A 13549-nucleotide genomic window follows, 5' to 3' on the forward strand; every position below is an offset into this window, starting at 1 on the left:
CACGAGTTATGTGAGTCGGAGGTTTTTTCGTATGACCACTTCTTTGCAACCTGCTTATGCCTTGGTCCCGGGTGCGAACCTGGAGGCGTATGTGCACACGGTGAACAGCATTCCATTGCTGACACCCGAGCAGGAGCGTGAACTGGCCGAGAGTCTCTATTATGAGCAGGATCTTGAGGCGGCTCGGCAGATGGTGCTCGCCCACCTGCGTTTTGTCGTACATATCGCCCGCAGCTATTCCGGCTACGGGCTGGCCCAGGCCGACCTGATCCAGGAAGGCAACGTCGGCCTGATGAAGGCGGTCAAGCGTTTCAACCCGGAAATGGGCGTGCGCCTGGTGTCGTTTGCGGTGCACTGGATCAAGGCGGAAATCCACGAGTTCATCCTGCGCAACTGGCGCATCGTGAAAGTCGCGACCACCAAGGCCCAGCGCAAGCTGTTCTTCAATCTGCGCAGCCAGAAGAAACGTCTGGCCTGGCTGAACAACGAAGAAGTCCACCGCGTGGCGGAAAGCCTGGGCGTCGAGCCTCGGGAAGTCCGTGAGATGGAAAGCCGCCTGACCGGCCATGACATGGCCTTCGACCCGGCCGCCGAAGCGGACGATGACAGCGCTTTCCAATCGCCGGCCAACTACCTGGAAGACCACCGGTACGACCCGGCGCGCCAGTTGGAAGACGCCGATTGGAGCGACAACTCCAACACCAACCTGCACGAAGCCCTGGAAGTGCTGGACGAGCGCAGTCGCGACATCCTCTACCAGCGTTGGCTGGCCGAGGAAAAAGCCACGCTGCACGACCTGGCGCAGAAGTACAACGTGTCGGCCGAGCGGATTCGTCAGCTCGAGAAAAGCGCGATGAACAAGCTCAAGGTATCGATTGCGGCCTGATCTTCGCAGCGGTAATAAAAAGCGCCCCGATCAGCGATGATCGGGGCGTTTTCGTTCGGGCTCGATAATTTGAGCTCACTGCTGATCCTGTGGGAGCGAGCTTGCTCGCGATGAGGCCATTGCATTCAACGTCAGTGCTGGCTGTTGAACTGCTATCGCGAGCAAGCTCGCTCCCACAAGGGGTCCTCAGTGTCTGGGCTACTGAGCCCAGGGCGCTCGCCGCGCACGATCGAGCTCCAGCAGGTAGCTATCGCCCCCCAACTGGCTCATCTGCTGGCGAATCCAGCTAGCCCGCCGTAGCACATAAGGGCTTGGCCGGCCGGCGCTCCATTTACGTGGATTGGGCAAGACCGCTGCCAGCAGGCTGGCCTGCTGTCGGGACAGGGCGTTGGCGCCAACACGGAAATGATGGCGCGCCGCGGCTTCGGCCCCGAACACACCGTCGTCCCACTCGACGCTGTTGAGGTACACCTCAAGGATCCGCTCCTTGGACCAGAACACTTCGATCAGTGCGGTGAACCAGGCTTCCAGGCCTTTACGCAGCCAGCTGCGACCGGACCACAGGAACAGGTTCTTGGACACTTGCTGGCTGAGGGTGCTGGCGCCGCGAATCGAACCGCCCCGTTCGTTGTGGGCGAACGCGGCCTGGATTGCGCCGATGTCAAACCCCCAGTGCTCGGGGAATTTCTGATCTTCGCCGGCCATCACGGCGAGCTTGAGGTTGTCGGAGATCTGATCCCAGGGTTGCCAGGTGCGTTGCAGGTCGATGGGCTCGCCGTTGAACCAGGACTCGACTTTGCGCTCGATCATCAGCGCCGTGAACGGCGGCGGCACGACGCGAAACAGCAGCACCAGGACAACGCTGCCAACGGCGAACCAGAGCAGGGCTTTGAGGAATCGTCGAAATAATGAACGCAGCATAGGGATGGCTTGGCCGAACCGGTCGAGCGGGCCATTATACAGACCCTGTCCACCGCGTCTGATTGGAGTTCTCATGCTGCGTAGCTTTCTGATGCTGGCTGCTTTTTTCGGTTTCACCGGCGTGGCACTCGGAGCCTTTGCCGCCCACGGCCTGAAAAACCGCCTGAGCGCCGATTACCTGGCGATTTTCCATACCGGCGTCACCTACCAACTGGTGCACACCCTGGCCTTGCTGGGGGTTGCGCTGCTGGCCACGCACATCCCTGGTCGAATCGTCACCTGGGCCGGGATTTCATTCGTGATCGGCATCCTGCTGTTCTCCGGCAGCCTTTACCTGCTGACCCTCACGGGCATCGGCAAGCTCGGCATCATCACCCCGTTCGGCGGCGTGGCGTTCTTGATCGGCTGGCTTTGCCTGGGGATCGCGGCCTGGCGCCTGCAGCTTGCGGCGTAACGCTTGCCGATGTAGCTGACCAAGGGACTTGGGTCCCCCAGACTGATCGGGCTAGAATGCCTGCCCCTAAAAATGATGGCGGCATCCGGCATGCGCATTCAGTTGAACGGCGAACCCCTTGACCTGCCCGACGGTGAAACCGTCGCGGCCCTGCTGACCCGCCTGGAACTCACCGGGCGCCGTGTGGCGGTGGAGCTCAACCTGGATATCGTCCCGCGCAGCCAGCACGCCGACACCACCCTCAACGAGGGTGACCAGGTTGAAGTCGTGCACGCCATTGGTGGCGGCTAGTCGCGCCGGTTTCGCAGTCTTTCGCAAGAACCTCACCCCAACAGAGGATTTCCCATGAGCATCGTTCGTAGCGACAAGCCCTTCGTCCTGGCCGGTCGTACCTACCAGTCGCGCTTGCTGGTAGGCACCGGCAAGTACCGCGACATGGAAGAGACCCGCCTGGCTATCGAGGCCTCGGGCGCCGAAATCGTCACCGTCGCCGTGCGCCGGACCAACATCGGCCAGAACCCGGGCGAACCGAACCTGCTGGATATCCTGCCGCCGGATCGCTACACCATCCTGCCGAACACGGCCGGTTGCTTTGACGCCACCGAAGCCGTGCGCACCTGCCGCCTGGCCCGTGAGCTGCTCGATGGCCATAACCTGGTGAAACTGGAAGTGCTGGCCGACCAGAAAACCCTGTTCCCCAACGTGATCGAAACCCTCAAGGCCGCTGAAACGCTGGTCAAGGAAGGCTTCGACGTGATGGTGTACACCAGCGATGACCCGATCATCGCCCGTCAGTTGGCGGAAATCGGCTGCATCGCGGTGATGCCGCTGGCCGGGCTGATCGGCACGGGCCTGGGGATCTGCAACCCGTACAACCTGCAGATCATCCTCGAGGAAGCGAAGATCCCGGTGCTGGTAGATGCCGGCGTCGGCACCGCTTCCGACGCCACCATCGCCATGGAACTGGGTTGCGAAGCGGTGCTGATGAACTCCGCCATCGCCCACGCCCAGCAGCCGATCCTGATGGCCGAAGCCATGAAGCACGCCATCGTGGCCGGGCGCCTGGCGTACCTCGCCGGCCGCATGCCGAAAAAACTTTACGCCAGCGCCTCCTCGCCGCTGGATGGTCTGATCAAGTAAGAGCCATTGATGACTGAATCGAACGACACGCCTGTCCAGCCGGACGAAGGCGAAGAGCGCCAACACCGCCGCATCAAGAGTTTCGTGATGCGTGCCGGGCGCATGACCGAAGGCCAGCAGCGTGGCCTGGAGCAGGGCGCCCCTCTGTTCGTCCTGCCGCTGGCCGACGCGCCGGTGGACTTCGACCAGGTGTTCGGCCGCTCGGCCCCGCGCTCGCTGGAAATCGGTTTCGGCATGGGCCACTCGCTGCTGGAGATGGCCGCCGCGGCGCCGGAACAGGATTTCATCGGTGTGGAAGTGCACCGGCCCGGTGTCGGTGCGCTGCTCAACGGCGTGCTGACCCAGGGGCTGACCAACCTGCGGGTCTACGATTGCGATGCCATCGAGGTGCTCAACCGCTGCGTGGCCGACAACAGCCTCGACCGGCTGATGCTGTTCTTCCCGGACCCTTGGCACAAGAGCCGTCACCACAAGCGCCGCATCGTCCAGGCTTCGTTCGCTGAGTTGGTGCGCAGCAAGTTGAAAGTCGGTGGCGTGCTGCACATGGCCACTGACTGGGAACCCTACGCCGAATACATGCTGGAAGTGATGAACGTCGCGCCGGGCTACCGCAACCTTGCCGAAGACGGCCAATACGTCCCGCGTCCGGCTGAACGACCGATCACCAAGTTCGAGCGCCGCGGCGAGCGGCTGGGGCATGGGGTCTGGGATTTGAAGTTCGAGAAGCAGTCCTAAGCCACACGCAGTTCAATGTGGGAGCGGGCTTGCTCGCGAATGCGGTGTATCAGACACATTAATGTCGACTGATACACCGCATTCGCGAGCAAGCCCGCTCCCACAGTCGTTTTGGGGCGGTGCGAAGGTCAGCGCCGATCCGCCACCACGCCGATCAACACCAGTACCACCAACAGCACCGGCGCCAGGCTGTAGTTGTTGAACTGGCTCAGCCCTCGCACCACCCATGGCGTGGCGTAGATCAGGGCGGCGCCGCTGCCGATCATGCACAGCAGGGCGATCAACGGGACGCGCAACGCGCCGGCGATGCTGCCTAGGCGTTGCTCGACCCAGGCCTTGATGTCCGCACCGAACAGCACCAGCAGGCAGCCGACCAGCGCCAGGGAGATTTCCGACAGGTTGCTGCGGCTCCAGCGGGACACGGTGGCCAGCAGGTCGAGTACCAGATCCATTCGATTTCCTTGTGTTGATCAGCTCAGAAATTTCTGCAGCAAGTCATTGAGAAACAGTTGTCCGCGCTCGGTGGCCGCCAGACGTGACGGTTCGACCTGCAACAACCCGCTTTGTTCGGCCTCGCGGCGGCCGTCGGCCAGGCTTTGCAGGGGCAGGCCAGTGCGCTCCGGGTACAAGTGGGCGTCCACGCCCTGGGTCAGGCGCAGGGCGTTCATCAGGAACTCGAACGGCAGCTCTTCGTTGGCCAGGGTCTTCTCGCCGGCCAGGAAGCGCTTGGCCGGGTTGAGGTAGTCCTTGGGCAGGCGCGTCTTCCAAGTGCGCACGATGCGTCCGTCCGGATGGCTGAGCTTGCCGTGGGCACCGGCACCGATGCCAATGAAGTCGCCAAAGCTCCAGTAGTTGAGGTTATGCCGCGCCGCCCGGCCGGGTTGGGCGTAGGCCGAGACTTCGTACTGGGCGTAGCCGTGTTCGGCGAGCAGGGCCTGGCCGGCTTCCTGGATGTCCCACAACGTGTCGTCTTCCGGCAGCGTCGGCGGCTGGTTCCAGAAGACGGTATTGGGCTCCAGCGTCAACTGGTACCAGGACAGATGCGTCGGCTTCAAGGCGATGGCCTGGCGCAGGTCGCCCAGGGCATCGTCCAGGGACTGGTCCGGCAGGCCGTGCATCAGGTCCAGGTTGAAGTTGTCGAACCCGGCCTGGCGGGCCATGCCGGCGGCGCGCACGGCTTCGTCACCGTTGTGGATCCGCCCCAGGGCCTCGAGCTTGGCTTGCTGGAAGCTCTGGATACCGATGGACAGGCGATTGATGCCCAGCGCCCGGTAAGCGACGAACTTCTCTTGCTCGAACGTGCCGGGGTTGGCTTCCAGGGTGATTTCGATGTCAGGGGCGAACGGTATGCGCGCCTCGACGCCCTTGAGCAGCCGGCCCAGGGCCTGGGCGCTGAACAGGCTGGGAGTGCCGCCACCGAAGAAGATCGAGCTCAGTGCCCGGCCATGCACGCCATGCAGGTCCTGGTCGAGGTCGGCCAGCAGGGCATCGACGTAGTCCTCTTCGGGCAGCTGTGGGCTGGCGGTGTGAGAGTTGAAATCACAATAAGGGCATTTGCGTACGCACCACGGGATGTGGATGTACAACGCCAGGGGCGGCAGCACCGGCAGTGGCGCCCGAGGCGTTTGTGCGCCGCCATGGATCAGCGGCGCGGGGGTGTCATCGTTCATTGCAGGCCCAGGCGCTGGCGCAGCAGGACCATGGCGCGCGCGCGGTGGCTCAGTTGGTTCTTCTCCACCGGGCCGAGTTCGGCGCTGGAGCAATTGCGTTCCGGCACCCAGAACAGCGGGTCATAGCCAAAACCGTGCTCGCCGCTGGCCTCGGTGAGGATGCGCCCGTGCCACAGGCCTTCGCAGAGGATCGGCAGCGGGTCGTCGGCGTGCTGCACCAGCGCCAGGACGCAAACGAACTGCGCGCCGCGCTCGGCTTGCGGCACATCCTTGAGGGCCTCAAGCAGCTTGGCATTGTTCGCCGCGTCGCCCTTGCCGTCGGCGTAACGGGCCGAATAGATGCCCGGCGCACCGCCCAGGAAGTCCACTGCCAGCCCGGAGTCGTCGGCCAGCGCCGGCAGCCCCGAGAGGCGCGCGGCATTGCGGGCCTTGAGGATGGCGTTCTCGACGAACGACAGGCCGGTTTCTTCAGGCTCCACCTGGCTGAACTCACCGATCGAGCGCAATTGCACCGACCCGCCGAGCATGGCCTGGAGTTCCTTGAGTTTGCCGGCGTTGTGGCTGGCGAGTACGAGTTGGGAGAGGTTCATCATTCGCCGGGGAACAGTTCCTGGTTGAAGTTGAGGGTGTTGATCTTGTCGCCGGTCTGCACCTTGATTTCGAAGGTGCGGTTTTCCTGCTGCTCCACCGGGTACTGGGCGATGTAGTAGATCGCGCCTTGCTCGATGACCTGGCGGAACGTCAGCGGGACGGCCTTGCTGGTCAGGTCCTTGATCGTGCCGCTGACCTGGGCCATCAAGGGCTTGCCGTCCTTGATCACCGATACGTTGATCACGCCCTGGTTCTTGCTGCGCACCAGCTCGGTGGCCTTGGCGATGTCCGGCGTGAGGAACGTGGAGTTGAAGGTGTTGTAGTGCACGGTGACGTCGCCGAACACTTCCTTGCGCTCGGCCTTGATGACGTCGGCGGCCATGGCGCCTGCACAGAGGCAGGCGGTGATGAGAAACAATGCGAGACGTTTCATGTCGTGCTCCTGTCAGGGCCGGGGTTCACACCGCGACCTGGTAATCGGGCAGGCCTGGGCTGCTGACCCGATAAATGCCGATCTCACCTAACAGATTAGGCCATAGCTTGCTGGCCCACCCGTGTCGGTGCTGCTGGTCCACGGCCAGGCGATCGATGACCTTGGCTTCCCGTTCGCGGCACAGTGCTTCGAAATCGGCGAAGGTGCAGAAGTGGATGTTCGGCGTGTTGTACCACGTGTAGGGCAGGAACTCCGACACCGGCATGCGGCCCTTGCTCGCCAGGTACCAGCGGCAACGCCAGTGCCCGAAATTGGGAAAGGTGATGATGCACTGGCGCCCGACCCGCAGCATTTCGTCGAGGATCTTGTCCGGGTAATGCACCGCTTGCAGGGCCTGGGTCATGACCACGATGTCGAAGCTGTTGCTGGCAAAGTTGCCCAGGCCCTTGTCCAGGTCCTGCTCGATGACGTTGATGCCCTTGGCGACGCATTCGGCGATGTTGTCCGGGTCGTTTTCCAGGCCGTAGCCGCTGACCTGCTTGTGGTCCCGCAGCCAGGTCAGCAGTTCGCCGTCGCCGCAGCCCAGGTCGAGCACGCGGCTGCCGGCGGGGATCCATTCCTGGATGATTTCCAGATCGGCTCTCATGGCGTCCTCACAGCGTTATACGGTTCATGTAGTTACCGAACGCCTGCAGGTAGCGCGGGATCGGGATCAGAAAGGCGTCGTGGCCCTGGGGCGCGTCGATTTCCAGGTAGCAGACATCCTTGCGCGCGGCCATCAGCGCATCCACCAACTCCCGGGAGCGTGCCGGGGAGAAACGCCAGTCGGTGGTGAACGACATCACGCAGAACTTGGCGGTGGCGCCGGCGAAGGTTTTCGCCAGGTCATCGTCGCAGCTCGCCGCCGGATCGAAGTAGTCCAGGGCCTTGGTCATCAGCAGGTAGGTGTTGGCGTCGAAGCGCCCGGAGAACTCCTCGCCCTGATAACGCAGGTAGCTTTCCACCTGGAACTCGACGCTGTGGAAGTCGTAGTTGAGCTTTTCGCTCTTGAGGCCGCGGCCGAATTTCTCGCCCATGGAGTCGTCGGACAGGTAGGTGATGTGCCCGACCATGCGCGCCAGCATCAGCCCGCGCTTGGGGATCACGCCGTGTTCCTGGAACGAGCCGCCATGGAACTCCGGGTCGGTGAGGATGGCCTGGCGCGCCACTTCGTTGAAGGCGATGTTCTGCGCCGACAGCTTGGGGGCCGAGGCGATTGCCAGGCAATGGCGCACGCGGTCCGGGTAGGTGATGGTCCATTGCAGCGCCTGCATGCCGCCCAGGCTGCCGCCGATCACCGCCGCCCACTGGTCGATGCCGAGGCGGTCGGCCAGGCGTGCCTGGCTGTGCACCCAGTCTTCCACCGTGAGCACCGGGAAATCGGCGCCGAACGGCTTGCCGGTGTCCGGGTTGAGGCTGCTGGGGCCGGTGGAGCCGTTGCAGCCACCGAGGTTGTTCAGGCTGACCACGAAGAACCGGTTGGTGTCGATGGGCTTGCCCGGGCCGATGCAACTGTCCCACCAGCCCGGCTTGCGGTCGTCGACGCTGTGATAGCCGGCGGCGTGGTGGTGGCCCGACAAGGCGTGGCAGATCAGCACGGCATTGCTGGCCGTGGCATTGAGGGTGCCGTAGGTTTCGTAAATCAGGTCATAGGCCGGCAACGAGCGTCCGCAGGCCAGGGCCAGGGGCTCGCTGAAATGCGCCACTTGCGGCGTCACCAGACCAACGGAATCGGCGGGAAAGGCAGCTGGCATCGACCCTGCTCTCGTTGAAATGAGGCGTAAGTCTAAAGACCGCTGGGGTTAGCGGCAAGCAAAGGGCGGGCCTTATTGCTTGACGCGGTACTTATGACTGAGAGCCTGCCGTGGCGAGGGAGCTTGCTCCCGCTGGGGCGCGTAGCGGCCCTGGTTTTTGGGGCTGCTGCGCAGCCCAGCGGGAGCAAGCTCCCTCGCCACAGGATGTGCGCCTCGTCAGATCAGCAGGCGCAGGATCTCGGGCATCATGGTCATGGCCGCGAGGTTGTTGATCACCAGCATGTCGATCAGCTTGAGCACCATGAACGCCAGGATCGGCGAGATATCCAGGCCGCCGAGGTTCGGCACGATGCGGCGGAACGGGGCCAGGGCCGGTTCGCAGATCTGGTTCACCAGCTCGGCGCCCGGGTTGTGGCTGCCAGGCGCGACCCACGACAGGATGACGCTGATGATCATGGCGAAGAAGAAGATCTTCAGGAACAGCGCGGTCACGCCAATGATCGACCAGATCAGCAGTTGCAGCGGATTGCCGGTGGTGCCGTAGGTCAGCAGCAGGGTCAAGGCCATCAGTGCCATCTGCACGAGGATGGCCAGCACCAGCGACGACATGTCCAGGCCGAACAGGCTCGGGATGATCCGGCGCAAGGGCTTGAGCAGCGGCTGGGTGGCCTTGACGACGAACTGGCACAGCGGGTTATAGAAGTTGGCGCGCACCAGTTGCAGCACGAAGCGCAGCAGCACGATCAGCAGGTACAGGCTGCCAAGGGTTTGCAGCACGTAGACCGCTGCGGTGTTCAATCCAATCATGATGGCTCCTTATTGACCCAGTTGTTCGGCCATTTCGGCCGAGCGGTGCGCGGCGGCGCCGAGTGCGGTTTCCACCAGGGCTTCGAAGCCCCCGGCCTGGAATGATTTGATGGCGGCTTCGGTGGTGCCGGCCGGCGATGTCACGCGGCGGCGCAGCTCGGCCGCATCGACGTCGCTGGACACCACCATGTGAGCCGCGCCGAGGGCGGTCTGCGCCGTCAGCTTCGCGGCGATCTCCCGGGGCAGGCCGAGTTTCTCGCCGGCGGCGGTCATGGCTTCGACCAGCAGGAAGAAGTACGCCGGGCCCGAGCCCGAGACGGCGGTGACGGCGTCCAGCTGTTGCTCGGTGTCCAGCCACAGCGCCAGGCCCACAGCCGACAACAGCTCCTGCGCCTGCTGGCGTTGCGCGGCGCTCACCTGCGGGGTGGCGAACAGGCCGCTGACACCTTGGCGCAGCAGCGCCGGGGTGTTGGGCATGCAGCGCACGATGGGCTGCTCGCCCAGCCATTTGTTCATGCTGGCGCAGGTGATGCCGGCGGCAATCGACACCACCAGTTGATGGGGTTTGAGGCTCGGGCGCAGGGCTTCGCACACGGCTTTCATGGCCTGGGGCTTGACCGCCAGCACGATGACGTCCGCGCCGTCGGCGGCCTGGGCATTGTCGGCAAAGGTCTCGATGCCGTGCTCGCTGCTCACCCGGCTGCGGGTTTGCTCGCCCGGATCGCTGGCGCGGATCTGCGAGGCATCCAGACCCTTGGCCCGCAGGCCGCCGATCAGGCTGGCGGCCATGTTGCCGGCGCCGATGAAGGCAATACGCATGTTGCTCATGACTGGTCCTTGATTAGAGAGTGGGGGTCGGCATGGCTTGGGCTCAGCCGGCGCTATAGTCGCGGGCGCCGAACAGGGCTGTTCCGATTCGTACCCAGGTGGCGCCTTGGGCGATGGCCGACTCGAGGTCATGGCTCATGCCCATGGAAAGGGTGTCCAGCGGCAGTTGCAGACTCGCTTGCAGGCGTTGGACCGCACCGAAGGCGGCATCCTGGGCGGTACGCTCCTCGGTTGGCTCGGGAATGGCCATCAGCCCGCGCAGCTTGAGCCGCGGCAAGGCGTCGATGGCGGCGGCCAGGGCGGGCAGGTCCGCCGGGGTGCAGCCGGACTTGCTGGCTTCACCGCTGACGTTGACCTGGATGCAGATGTTCAGCGGTGGTAACCCGGCAGGGCGCTGCTCGGACAGGCGCTGGGCAATTTTCAAACGGTCCACGGAATGCACCCAATCGAAATGTTCGGCAATAGCGCGCGTCTTGTTCGACTGAATGGGGCCGATGAAGTGCCAGATCAAGGGCAGGTCGGTGAGTTCGGCCTGCTTGCCCAGGGCTTCTTGCAGGTAGTTCTCGCCGAAGTCCCGAAGGCCCGCGGCATAGGCTTCGCGCAGGGCCTGGGCGGGCTTGGTCTTGCTCACGGCCAGCAGTTGGACACTCTGTTCGGCACGCTGGGCGGCCTGTTCCGCAGCGCGGATACGCGATCTAACCTGAGCGATGTTGTCTGCTATCGTGGACATAAAGAAGCGCCAGCGGTCTGAGGTTCGCGGCATTCTACTGGAATTGAGGAGCGCTATGGATATCACTGAACTGCTGGCGTTCAGCGCCAAACAGGGGGCGTCGGACCTGCACCTGTCCGCCGGCTTGCCGCCGATGATCCGGGTCGATGGCGATGTGCGGCGGATCAACCTGCCGGCACTGGATCACAAGCAGGTCCATGAGTTGATCTACGACATCATGAACGACCGGCAACGAGTGGATTACGAAAAGTTTCTGGAAACCGACTTTTCCTTCGAGGTGCCGGGCGTTGCACGGTTTCGGGTCAACGCCTTCAACCAGAATCGCGGCGCGGGGGCGGTGTTCCGGACCATCCCGTCGAAGGTCCTGACCATGGAAGACCTGGGGATGGGCGAAGTGTTTCGCAAAGTGACCGAGTCACCCCGGGGCCTGGTCCTGGTGACCGGGCCGACCGGCTCGGGCAAGTCCACCACCCTGGCGGCGATGATCGACTACCTCAACAGCCACAAGCACCATCACATTCTTACCATCGAAGACCCGATCGAGTTCGTCCACGAGCCGCGCAAGTGCCTGATCAACCAGCGTGAGGTGCACCGCGATACCCAGGACTTCTCCACGGCCTTGCGCTCGGCCCTGCGGGAAGACCCGGACGTGATCCTGGTGGGGGAAATGCGCGACCTGGAAACCATCCGCCTGGCGCTGACCGCCGCCGAAACCGGGCACCTGGTGTTCGGTACGCTGCACACCACCTCGGCGGCCAAGACCATCGATCGGGTGGTGGACGTATTCCCGGGGGACGAGAAGTCCATGGTGCGCTCGATGCTGTCGGAGTCACTGCAAGCGGTGATCTCCCAGACCCTGATCAAGAAGATCGGTGGCGGCCGCATTGCCGCGCACGAGATCATGCTGGGCACGTCGGCCATTCGCAACCTGATCCGCGAAGACAAGATCGCCCAGATGTACTCGTCGATCCAGACCGGCGGGTCGCTGGGGATGCAGACGCTGGACATGTGCCTGAAGGACCTGGTGAACAAGGGCCTGATCAGCCGGGAACATGCGCGGGAGCAGGCGCGTACGCCGGATAATTTCTAGAAAGGCCGGCGCGAGCCCTTGTGGCGAGGGGATTTATCCCCGCTGGGGCGCGAAGCGCCCCCAAAATGCAGAGGCTTACATTTTTATTTCTGACTCGCCACATTTGGGGGCTGCTCCGCAGCCCAGCGGGGATAAATCCCCTCGCCACAGGGGGGGGCTTTGATCAGCGTTGGACGACCCGCATCCCGCCCGGCTCTTTTGGCAGCACGCGCTTGGCTACCACATAGTGGGTGTCCCAGTACGGCTTGTTCAGGGTGTCGATGGTCACCGACTTGCCACGGCGCGGGGCATGGATGAAGCGGTCGTTGCCCAGGTAGATCGCCACGTGGTTGACCCGGCGGCTCTTGAGCTTGAAGAAGATCAGGTCGCCCGGCTTGAGGTCCTTGCGCTCGACTTTCTCGCCATGCCCGGCAGCCATCGCGTTGGAGGTGCGCGGCAGGTCGAAGGTGGCGTCGTTGAAGGCGTATTTCACCAGTCCGCTGCAATCGAAGCCTTTACTTGGGCTGCTGCCGCCCCAACGATAAGGTGTACCGAGTACATTGACGGCGCGGCTCAGCACGTTGCTGCTGGTCTTGCTCGCCATGGGCGGTACCAGCTTGCTGCTGGCGGTGCCTGGGCGTTGTGCACCGGGCTTGTTCTTGCTCGAAGGAGCAGAAACATGGGATTTGGGGGTGTAGCCGTTGATGTTGGGCAGACGTTGCTCACGATTGGTGGCGTGGGCGGCCAGTGGCAATAATAGGCAAATGGTTAGCCATGTCTTGAAAAATGGACGCATTAGGCAGGGCTCATAAAGGTTAGCGCGCAACTTTATAACAGCTTTTTTTGCGATTCCGAGGCCGTTTGTCGATTTGGAACCCCAGGCAAAACCCGTCTAAATGCGACAAATTGGCCCGATTGTCCGACACAGCCCCGCTAGTACGGGGCTTTCGTCGAATCGGTGCGGCGAAGACCGCTTGTCGGCGAGACACGAAAAAGTCACAAAAAGTCAGAAAAAATTTATCTATCGAGGCGAAGAGACTCTTCATGAACAGCTATCAACCGGGCGCCGTGCACGACACCCACAGCAAAGTCATCGGCTACCTGCTGTGGATTTTCGGTTTCACCGGTGCCCACCGTTTCTATTACGGCAAGCCGGTCACCGGCACGCTCTGGTTCTTCACGTTTGGCCTGTTGGGCATCGGCTGGCTGATCGACCTGTTCCTGATCCCGGCCATGGACCGCGAGGCAGACCTGCGCTTTACCCCCGGCCCCATCGAATACTCCGTGGCGTGGATCCTGCTGACGTTTCTCGGGGTGTTTGGCGTACACCGCATGTACCAGGGCAAATGGCTCAGCGGGATTGTCTATCTGCTGACGGGCGGGGTGTTTTTCCTGGGGGTGCTGTATGACTTCTGGACACTCAATGACCAGGTTTCGATACGCAATGCGCAGAAGCGGGGGGCGTTTCAGTAAGACCGGGGCGCCTGCATCG

At 63.1% G+C, this 13549-nt stretch carries 18 protein-coding genes; 7 read left to right on the top strand and 11 right to left on the bottom strand.

Annotation, left to right across the window (positions count from 1 at the left end; genetic code table 11):
* The first annotated feature begins 31 nt into the window (after nt 1-31).
* Complete coding sequence (locus VM99_03260; protein AKJ97112.1) at nt 32-886, top strand: RNA polymerase sigma 70; 855 nt, start codon at nt 32-34, stop codon at nt 884-886.
* 198 nt (nt 887-1084) lie between these two features.
* On the opposite strand, the gene mtgA is transcribed toward VM99_03260, so the two are convergent.
* Entirely contained in the window at nt 1085-1807 is a 723-nt protein-coding gene (gene mtgA, locus VM99_03265; GenBank protein AKJ97113.1) for a peptidoglycan transglycosylase, read from the bottom strand.
* 73 nt (nt 1808-1880) lie between these two features.
* On the opposite strand from mtgA, the gene VM99_03270 reads away from it, so the two are divergent.
* From VM99_03270 to VM99_03285, 4 genes are all read left to right on the top strand, one after another.
* Nucleotides 1881-2261 carry a membrane protein gene (locus tag VM99_03270; protein AKJ97114.1) on the top strand — a complete coding sequence of 127 codons (381 nt, stop codon included), beginning with the start codon at nt 1881-1883 and terminating at the stop codon, nt 2259-2261.
* A gap of 90 nt (nt 2262-2351) precedes the next feature.
* The gene (locus VM99_03275; GenBank protein ID AKJ97115.1) at nt 2352-2552 is read left to right on the top strand and encodes a thiamine biosynthesis protein ThiS; all 201 of its coding nucleotides are present in this window, start codon (nt 2352-2354) and stop codon (nt 2550-2552) included.
* A gap of 54 nt (nt 2553-2606) precedes the next feature.
* A complete protein-coding gene (locus VM99_03280) occupies nt 2607-3401 on the top strand; it encodes a thiazole synthase (protein AKJ97116.1) in 795 nt (264 codons plus the stop codon).
* Between the two features lie 9 nt (nt 3402-3410).
* The gene (locus VM99_03285; protein AKJ97117.1) at nt 3411-4136 is read left to right on the top strand and encodes a tRNA (guanine-N7)-methyltransferase; all 726 of its coding nucleotides are present in this window, start codon (nt 3411-3413) and stop codon (nt 4134-4136) included.
* Between the two features lie 128 nt (nt 4137-4264).
* Here the strand turns inward: VM99_03285 and VM99_03290 are convergent, their stop codons facing one another.
* The 9 genes from VM99_03290 to VM99_03330 form a co-directional block, all read right to left on the bottom strand.
* Nucleotides 4265-4588, bottom strand: a complete 324-nt coding sequence (locus tag VM99_03290) for a membrane protein (GenBank protein AKJ97118.1) — start codon at nt 4586-4588, stop codon at nt 4265-4267.
* Nucleotides 4589-4606: 18 nt separating this feature from the next.
* Nucleotides 4607-5806, bottom strand: coding sequence for an oxidase (locus VM99_03295; protein AKJ97119.1), 1200 nt, complete (start codon nt 5804-5806; stop codon nt 4607-4609).
* Nucleotides 5803-6399: a nucleoside-triphosphate diphosphatase gene (locus VM99_03300; GenBank protein AKJ97120.1), complete on the bottom strand. Its 597-nt coding sequence runs from the start codon at nt 6397-6399 to the stop codon at nt 5803-5805. Before VM99_03300 ends, VM99_03295 begins: the two co-directional genes overlap by 4 nt.
* Entirely contained in the window at nt 6396-6830 is a 435-nt protein-coding gene (locus VM99_03305) for a homoserine acetyltransferase (GenBank protein AKJ97121.1), read from the bottom strand. The genes VM99_03300 and VM99_03305 overlap by 4 nt, the downstream gene beginning before the upstream one ends.
* Nucleotides 6831-6855: 25 nt before the next feature.
* Nucleotides 6856-7476, bottom strand: coding sequence for a methionine biosynthesis protein MetW (locus VM99_03310; GenBank protein AKJ97122.1), 621 nt, complete (start codon nt 7474-7476; stop codon nt 6856-6858).
* Nucleotides 7477-7483: 7 nt separating this feature from the next.
* A complete protein-coding gene (gene metX, locus VM99_03315) occupies nt 7484-8623 on the bottom strand; it encodes a homoserine acetyltransferase (protein ID AKJ97123.1) in 1140 nt (379 codons plus the stop codon).
* Nucleotides 8624-8839: 216 nt separating this feature from the next.
* Nucleotides 8840-9430 (bottom strand): membrane protein, encoded by a 591-nt coding sequence (locus tag VM99_03320; GenBank protein AKJ97124.1) that lies wholly within the window; start codon nt 9428-9430, stop codon nt 8840-8842.
* A gap of 9 nt (nt 9431-9439) precedes the next feature.
* Nucleotides 9440-10258, bottom strand: coding sequence for a pyrroline-5-carboxylate reductase (locus VM99_03325; protein ID AKJ97125.1), 819 nt, complete (start codon nt 10256-10258; stop codon nt 9440-9442).
* Between the two features lie 43 nt (nt 10259-10301).
* Complete coding sequence (locus tag VM99_03330) at nt 10302-10988, bottom strand: hypothetical protein (protein AKJ97126.1); 687 nt, start codon at nt 10986-10988, stop codon at nt 10302-10304.
* A gap of 55 nt (nt 10989-11043) precedes the next feature.
* On the opposite strand from VM99_03330, the gene VM99_03335 reads away from it, so the two are divergent.
* Nucleotides 11044-12078: a twitching motility protein PilT gene (locus VM99_03335; protein AKJ97127.1), complete on the top strand. Its 1035-nt coding sequence runs from the start codon at nt 11044-11046 to the stop codon at nt 12076-12078.
* Nucleotides 12079-12241: 163 nt separating this feature from the next.
* Here VM99_03335 and VM99_03340 read toward each other — a convergent pair whose 3' ends face one another.
* Nucleotides 12242-12853, bottom strand: a complete 612-nt coding sequence (locus VM99_03340) for a peptidase P60 (protein ID AKJ97128.1) — start codon at nt 12851-12853, stop codon at nt 12242-12244.
* Between the two features lie 248 nt (nt 12854-13101).
* On the opposite strand from VM99_03340, the gene VM99_03345 reads away from it, so the two are divergent.
* Nucleotides 13102-13530 carry a membrane protein gene (locus VM99_03345; GenBank protein AKJ97129.1) on the top strand — a complete coding sequence of 143 codons (429 nt, stop codon included), beginning with the start codon at nt 13102-13104 and terminating at the stop codon, nt 13528-13530.
* Nucleotides 13531-13549 lie beyond the last annotated feature (19 nt).

The organism is Pseudomonas chlororaphis (assembly GCA_001023535.1).
Lineage (GTDB): Bacteria > Pseudomonadota > Gammaproteobacteria > Pseudomonadales > Pseudomonadaceae > Aquipseudomonas > Aquipseudomonas chlororaphis_E.

Bases quoted from the DNA above. Each gene is read 5' to 3' on its own strand.
- VM99_03305 (AKJ97121.1), bottom strand. From the start codon at position 6,830: ATGAAACGTCTCGCATTGTTTCTCATCACCGCCTGCCTCTGTGCAGGC.
- VM99_03330 (AKJ97126.1), bottom strand. From the start codon at position 10,988: ATGTCCACGATAGCAGACAACATCGCTCAGGTTAGATCGCGTATCCGC.
- metX (AKJ97123.1), bottom strand. From the start codon at position 8,623: ATGCCAGCTGCCTTTCCCGCCGATTCCGTTGGTCTGGTGACGCCGCAA.
- VM99_03280 (AKJ97116.1), top strand. From the start codon at position 2,607: ATGAGCATCGTTCGTAGCGACAAGCCCTTCGTCCTGGCCGGTCGTACC.
- VM99_03310 (AKJ97122.1), bottom strand. From the start codon at position 7,476: ATGAGAGCCGATCTGGAAATCATCCAGGAATGGATCCCCGCCGGCAGC.
- VM99_03325 (AKJ97125.1), bottom strand. From the start codon at position 10,258: ATGAGCAACATGCGTATTGCCTTCATCGGCGCCGGCAACATGGCCGCC.
- VM99_03295 (AKJ97119.1), bottom strand. From the start codon at position 5,806: ATGAACGATGACACCCCCGCGCCGCTGATCCATGGCGGCGCACAAACG.
- VM99_03345 (AKJ97129.1), top strand. From the start codon at position 13,102: ATGAACAGCTATCAACCGGGCGCCGTGCACGACACCCACAGCAAAGTC.
- VM99_03300 (AKJ97120.1), bottom strand. From the start codon at position 6,399: ATGATGAACCTCTCCCAACTCGTACTCGCCAGCCACAACGCCGGCAAA.
- VM99_03290 (AKJ97118.1), bottom strand. From the start codon at position 4,588: ATGGATCTGGTACTCGACCTGCTGGCCACCGTGTCCCGCTGGAGCCGC.
- VM99_03275 (AKJ97115.1), top strand. From the start codon at position 2,352: ATGCGCATTCAGTTGAACGGCGAACCCCTTGACCTGCCCGACGGTGAA.
- VM99_03340 (AKJ97128.1), bottom strand. From the start codon at position 12,853: ATGCGTCCATTTTTCAAGACATGGCTAACCATTTGCCTATTATTGCCA.
- VM99_03335 (AKJ97127.1), top strand. From the start codon at position 11,044: ATGGATATCACTGAACTGCTGGCGTTCAGCGCCAAACAGGGGGCGTCG.
- VM99_03285 (AKJ97117.1), top strand. From the start codon at position 3,411: ATGACTGAATCGAACGACACGCCTGTCCAGCCGGACGAAGGCGAAGAG.
- VM99_03260 (AKJ97112.1), top strand. From the start codon at position 32: ATGACCACTTCTTTGCAACCTGCTTATGCCTTGGTCCCGGGTGCGAAC.
- VM99_03320 (AKJ97124.1), bottom strand. From the start codon at position 9,430: ATGATTGGATTGAACACCGCAGCGGTCTACGTGCTGCAAACCCTTGGC.
- VM99_03270 (AKJ97114.1), top strand. From the start codon at position 1,881: ATGCTGCGTAGCTTTCTGATGCTGGCTGCTTTTTTCGGTTTCACCGGC.
- mtgA (AKJ97113.1), bottom strand. From the start codon at position 1,807: ATGCTGCGTTCATTATTTCGACGATTCCTCAAAGCCCTGCTCTGGTTC.